This window comes from Bacteroidales bacterium (assembly GCA_035647615.1).
Taxonomy (GTDB): Bacteria; Bacteroidota; Bacteroidia; order Bacteroidales; family 4484-276; genus SABY01.
Genome location: DASRND010000026.1, coordinates 45,314 through 51,619 on the forward strand (window position 1 = coordinate 45,314; position 6,306 = coordinate 51,619).

General features: G+C 43.7%; 3 protein-coding genes. All 3 read left to right on the top strand.

The window, feature by feature from the left end; all coding sequences use genetic code 11:
* Positions 1 to 216: 216 nt before the first annotated feature.
* The gene (locus VFC92_08615; GenBank protein ID HZK08250.1) at positions 217 to 1,488 is read left to right on the top strand and encodes a M23 family metallopeptidase; all 1,272 of its coding nucleotides are present in this window, start codon (positions 217 to 219) and stop codon (positions 1,486 to 1,488) included.
* A 608-nt stretch (positions 1,489 to 2,096) separates the two neighbouring features.
* Positions 2,097 to 2,933, top strand: coding sequence for a hypothetical protein (locus VFC92_08620; GenBank protein HZK08251.1), 837 nt, complete (start codon positions 2,097 to 2,099; stop codon positions 2,931 to 2,933).
* 434 nt (positions 2,934 to 3,367) lie between these two features.
* Positions 3,368 to 6,306, top strand: a 2,939-nt coding sequence (locus VFC92_08625; GenBank protein HZK08252.1) for a hypothetical protein, incomplete at its 3' end; no start/stop codon positions are given.

The window sequence follows — 6,306 nt, forward strand, 5'->3', positions numbered from 1 at the left end:
AATTTGTCATCTGTAAGTGACAAATCTCCAAAAAAACCAAAATCCGTTTGTTATAAGTGACAAAAGCTACACTTGGCTTACGGTCCCAAAAACCTCCGCGAACCCGACAACTTCTTCTTTCTTTCCTGCCCGTTGTCGAAAGCGTTTTTAACTTTGCAGCTTTTTAGAATAACAGGCCGGGTTTTTTACGAAAAGTCCGGAGAAGACATTTTTTTTATGAAAAAGCGTACCATACTCATTTTACTTATTGCTGCTGCAGTTTTAGCGGCAGGCATTTTTTACTTCTTATCCGACAGCTTTACCTCTGGCAACGGCAAGCTGATGAAAGCGGAAGCTGTGGCTGCTCCGCTTTTCATGTACGGCCTTCCGGTGGATTCGTTTGATGTGGTGCAGGACAAAATTGGCAACAATGAGTTTTTGGCTGATATCCTTTTGAAACATCATGTCGATTATCCCACCATCACCCGTCTGGCGCATTCTACGCGCGAGGTGTTCGACGTGCGCAAAATCCGCTATGGCAACAAATACACGCTTTTGCTCAACCACGACTCGCTGGCAAGGGCACGTTATTTTATCTATGAGATTTCGCCGGTAGATTTTGTCATCTACGATCTGGGCGACACCATTCATGCAAGGCTTGGCGCCAAAGAGGTGGCCGTAGTTATCGACACCGCCAGTGGCATCATCAATAGTTCGCTGTGGAATGCTTTGATAGCTAATGGCGACGATCCCAACCTGGCCAACGAACTCTCGGAGATTTATGCCTGGACTATCGACTTTTTTGGAATCCAGAAAGGCGATAGCTACAAGGCGATTTATGAGCGGCGGCTGGTGGATGGCGAAAATATTGGTATCGGCAGAGTGCTTGCCGCCAACATGAACCATTATGGCAAAGACATTCATGCTTTTTATTTCGTGCAAAACGAACAAGGCGATTATTTTGATGAAAAGGCCAACAGCTTGCGGCGTGCTTTCCTGAAGGCGCCATTGAAATTCAAGCGCATCAGCTCTGGTTTTTCGAATAGCCGGATGCATCCGATTCTGAAAATCCGGCGCCCGCACCACGGCGTCGATTATGCTGCCGACCACGGAACGCCCGTAGTTGCTATCGGTGATGGTGTGGTAGAGTTTGCCAAATGGGACAATGGCGGTGGCGGTCGTGCCGTAAAGATAAAACACAACAGCACCTACACCACACTTTACATGCACCTTTCTAAATATGGTGCCGGCATACAGGCGGGCACCCGTGTAAAGCAGGGACAGATAGTTGGCTACGTTGGCTCTTCGGGGATGGCTACGGGGCCGCACCTCGACTTTAGGGTTTATCGCAATGGCAAGCCCATCGACCCGACAAAAATGGAATCGCCGCCGGCACATCCCGTCGATACTGCCTATCGCCAGCAGTTTTATGCCGAGTGCGAAAAATGGATGCACATACTCCACAACATTCCGTTTGCTGAATCCGACAGCCTCCTGACGGCTTTGTAGATGTTACTATTTAATAAGGTGTAGGCTGAGATAAAAACCAAAAAAAATCCGTGTTAATCCGTTCGATCCGTGTCACTTGTGCAGAGCGAAGTCGAAGCATCCGTGTTCTAACCCGACATGAACGCTGATAACACAGATTTTACGGATAATCACAGATAAAAAAACTCGTCCGACTACTGGCGGATCCGCGTTAATCTGTCCGATCCGTGTCACTTGTGCAGAGCGAAGTCGAAGCATCTGTGTTCTAATACGACATGAACGCTGATAACACAGATTTTACGGATACTCACAGATAAAAAAAACTTGTCCGACAACTGGCGGATCCGTGTAAATCTGTTTAATCCGTGTCATCTGTGTTCTAACACGACATGAACGCTGATAACACAGATTTTACGGATACTCACAGATAAAAAAAACTTGTCCGACTACTGGCGGATCCGTGTAAATCTGTTTAATCCGTGTCACTTGTGCAGAGCGAAGGCTGGTGAGCGGAGCCGAACCAAGTCGAAGTACGGTGTTCCAAAAAGAAAATTCCCTGGCTTTGGCGCTACGTTACAAAAACATTTTATATTTGCCTGTCAATTAATCCTGTAAAATTCCAGAGAGCTATGCCCGAAAAAGAAACATCAACCCTGCGGAAATACCTCGTTATTTCTGCCAACTCGCTGGCTTACTTCATGCTGGCCTATCTGTTTATCATCCTCCTCATCAACTTTGTGTCGATGCTGATGGCTAAAATTTTCTATGGTGTGGGCAGCACAATGACCCAAAACGGCTTTGATATCGATAAAACCAACTTCCATTGGACGCTCGAATCGGTGGTGCTGATATTTTTTATCGGCGTGATGGTAGCCATGCTTTTCGGTGTGTGGTTTCAGATGATCTACATCAAAACCCGCAAAGGTAACGGCCATCTGAAAATATTTTTCATGTGGAGCTACATGATTGCTTACACCATCTTTTTTGGCGATCTGGTGTTTGGCGCTTTCTTCAACTACATGCCGGGCGCTTTCTTCAATTTTATGGCTATACCCATGTTCTTGCGGCTTGTCATTGGTATAGGGGGGCTGGTGATGCTTTTTGTGGTAGGCTGGGTGTCGGCCAAAAATGTGGTGATCTCCCTGAATATCTATCTGCGCAAAGCAAGCATCTCGCAGATCAGGCCTTATGTGATGGCGCAGTTGCTCGTGCCTTTCGTGGTGGGCAATGCGATCATCTTTTTCCTTAAATGGCCCTTGCAGGCTAAGTTCCAATATTTGGATACCCTTGTGCTGCTCACCATGGGATTGATACTGGTCGGGGTGATCTTTGCTATCGGTAAACAGCAGTCGATCAGGTTTACGCGGCACCACGACAGCTTTCGGGTGCGGTGGGTGCCGGTGCTGCTGAGTGTAGGGGCAATTATAGCCTATGTGCTGATATTCAACATCGGGCATCCGATTTAACGTCGACTGAAAGATTTGACAAGCAAGACATTCCCGTTAAGATTTGTTAAATAATCAAGTTCTATCATCCTTATCATTTGTATTTACCTATTTTTGACGATGCATTTTGGCGTAGTAGCCAAAAAGAATGAGAGAGTTCTGTAACAGTATGAGATTCAAAAGGAGCAATCCCTTCCTGGTGCATCAACCCGGCTCATTGCAGTTTTATTAATCTGTTTAGTTTTGAAATTATGAAAGTTAATCGACATAAAAACAAAAAATCTACCTGCCTATGAAACACATTCCTTAGCCTAAAACCAGGGATCTGCCAGCAGGCGGAACCCGAATCACGATCGTTGCTGCCTAGGGTGGCGATGGTTTTTCTCATTGCGTGCCTGGTGCACAACAAGAAATTTTTTAACGCATCATATTTTTAATTTAAAAATCAAGACTTTATGAAAATTATGTACAAAAAACAAAATCATGGTCGCTACATCAGCGGCTTGCAAAAGCTCTCACTACTTCTGGTGATGATGCTTTTTGGATTCTCAACAGTCTGGGCTCAGAGCTATGACGTTGTTAAGGTTAGCGATAATCAGAGTTTGATTAGAGCAATTGACAACAGTGAAGCCCCAATTATCCTTCTTCAGGAGGGATACTACGAACATCTGCAAATGAATGTTGCAAAAGGAGAAACCGTTTACTATTTCGTTTCCGAAAAAGGCGGCGGATATGTACCTACAGATGCCGGATGTAAATATTCTATTACCTCAGATCTAGAAGCCTGTGGGTCTGGCTCCCCTATAACCCTTGAAGTTATAGAATCATCAGGAACAGGGCCTTGCGGTGTAACAGGAATTGGATGGCAACAAATATCTGGACCTGGTACTGTTAATTTTGATCTTACCCCGCCTAATACTTTGAAAGATTTCGTGTTGCCAGCAACCGTTACTGTTGCGGGTACATACAGGATAAAATTTTGGATTCAGTCAACAACAGCTTTAGTTACAGATTATGTGTGGCATCCTGCACCTGCTGCACCTACAGCTGACGATTTAACCGTTTGCTACGATGGAAGTTCACATTCAGCAAGTGCAACAGCACCTGCTGGTTCTACTGTCGCTTGGTTTGCTGCTGAAACAGGATCAACTACGGCAATCGCTCCTACAGGAACCGCTGTGGGAGTCTATACCGCATGGGCAGAATCAGTAAATGGTACGACAAACTGTAATAGCACCAGTAGAACTGAGGTAACATTGACCATTACGCAAACTCCTGCTATTCCAACTGTAAAAGTAACAAATCCGGATTGTTTTATCGATGGATTTGCTGCCATGACAAATTACGATATTACAAACACCTATACTTATACTCCAACAGCTACTGTAACCTATGAATTGGTAGCTGGTACCGAATACAAAATTCTTGGTTTGACCTTAACTCAGGAATACACTGTAACGGCAACAAAAGATGGTTGTAGTTCAGCAGCATCAGTTGGATTCACAGTTGGTAAAAAACTTTTAACACCAGATGCACCAGTTAGTGGTGGTAATCAAACTGAATGTTCTATTGTTCCACTTCAGACCTTAACTGCAACAGCAACAGTTCCTGCAGGTACTATAGTTTGGTATGATGCCCTAGTAGATGGAAGCGTGGTTGAATCACCCACTTTGAATGCTATTGGTACTGTAACTTATTATGCAGAGGCTGTATCTGGTGATGGCTGTGTAAGTTTAACCAGAACCGCAGTTGAGCTAACCATTACGCAAACTCCTGCTATTCCAACTGTAGAAGTAACAAATCCGGATTGTTTTATCGATGGATTTGCTACCATGACAAATTACGATATTACAAACACCTATACTTATACTCCAACAGCTACTGTAACCTATGAATTGGTAACTGGTACCGAATACAAAATTCTTGGTTTGACCTTAACTCAGGAATACACTGTAACGGCAACAAAAGATGGTTGTGTTTCAGCAGCATCAGTTGGATTCACGGTAGGAGAAAAACTTCCAACACCAGATGCACCAACTAGTGGTGGTGATCAAATTGAATGTGAGAATTATCCAATTCAGGAATTAACCGCAACAGCAACTCCTCCTGCTGCACCTGCAAATACTATTGTTATTTGGTATTCTGCACCAACAGGCGGAACTGTGGTTGAATCACCCAACTTGAAAAATGTTGGAACTGTAACTTATTATGCAGAGTCCAAAACTCCTGATGGTTGTGTAAGTACAGAAAGAACCACGGTAACGTTGACCATTACTGAAGCGCCAACAGTAATTGTAACTGTTGATGATGGAAGTCCTTATACTCATATCCCAACCTATTGTTACAATGGTAAGTTTGATCTGTGTCTTGAACCGGTTAAAGGTGCAACCCCATGGGAAGTCAGCTATAAAGTAACAAAAGACGGTGTCATTGTACTTCCCGAAACTAATCGCACATTGACAGAAAAGGATTGCTACATGAATATCGAAATCCAAGGTTTCTATGATATTCACGGAGCAGGAAAATACGATTTCGAGCTTACTAAACTTGTTGATGCCAACGGATGTGAAGCTCTTGATCTTAGCGATTATGGTTTTACCATTCAGGTAAATCCGGAGCCTACAGTAATTGTTACATTGGATGATATCGCTCCTTTGGCTCTAAATGAATATTGTTACAACGAAACCATCGAACTTTGCGTTGAACCGGAAATTGGGACTACGCCGATTGTAATGCATTATCAAATATGGAGGCTTGATACACCTGATGTGATGCTTTTTGAAAAAGAGAACATTTCCCTTACCGCTAAGGAATGTGTAGATCCTGCTATTTCATTCGATACTTATGGTGCAGGTCTCTATGAATTCAGAATGATCAGCATTATGGACGCAAATGAGTGTGAAAATGCCAACCCTTCAGGATACAATTTCCAAATTCAGGTAAATCCGGAGCCTACAGTAATTGTTACATTGGATGGTGCCACTCCTTTGGCTGTAAATGAATATTGCTACGACGCAACCATCGAACTTTGCGTTGAACCGGGAATTGGGACCACGCCGCTTACAATAACTTATGAAGTATGGCAGCTTGGCAACAATCCTGCTATGATTCATACCAAAACAATCACTGATCTTGTGGGCGTGGACTGTCAAACTCCTCCTATTTCACTAATTGGTTATGATGCAGGTATCTATGAATTCAGAATGATAAGCATTACAGATGGAAAACTCTGTGAAAATGACAATCCATCAGAATACAATTTCCAAATTCAGGTAAATCCTGAGCCTACCGTTATTGTTACTCTGGATGACGCTACTCCTCTGGCAGTAAATGAATATTGCTACGACGAAACCATCGACCTTTGCGTAGAACCGGGAATTGGAACCACGCCGAT

What these genes read in the sequence shown, in the direction of transcription:
- VFC92_08615 (HZK08250.1), top strand. Translation starts at nt 217, where the DNA reads ATGAAAAAGCGTACCATACTCATTTTACTTATTGCTGCTGCAGTTTTA.
- VFC92_08620 (HZK08251.1), top strand. Translation starts at nt 2,097, where the DNA reads ATGCCCGAAAAAGAAACATCAACCCTGCGGAAATACCTCGTTATTTCT.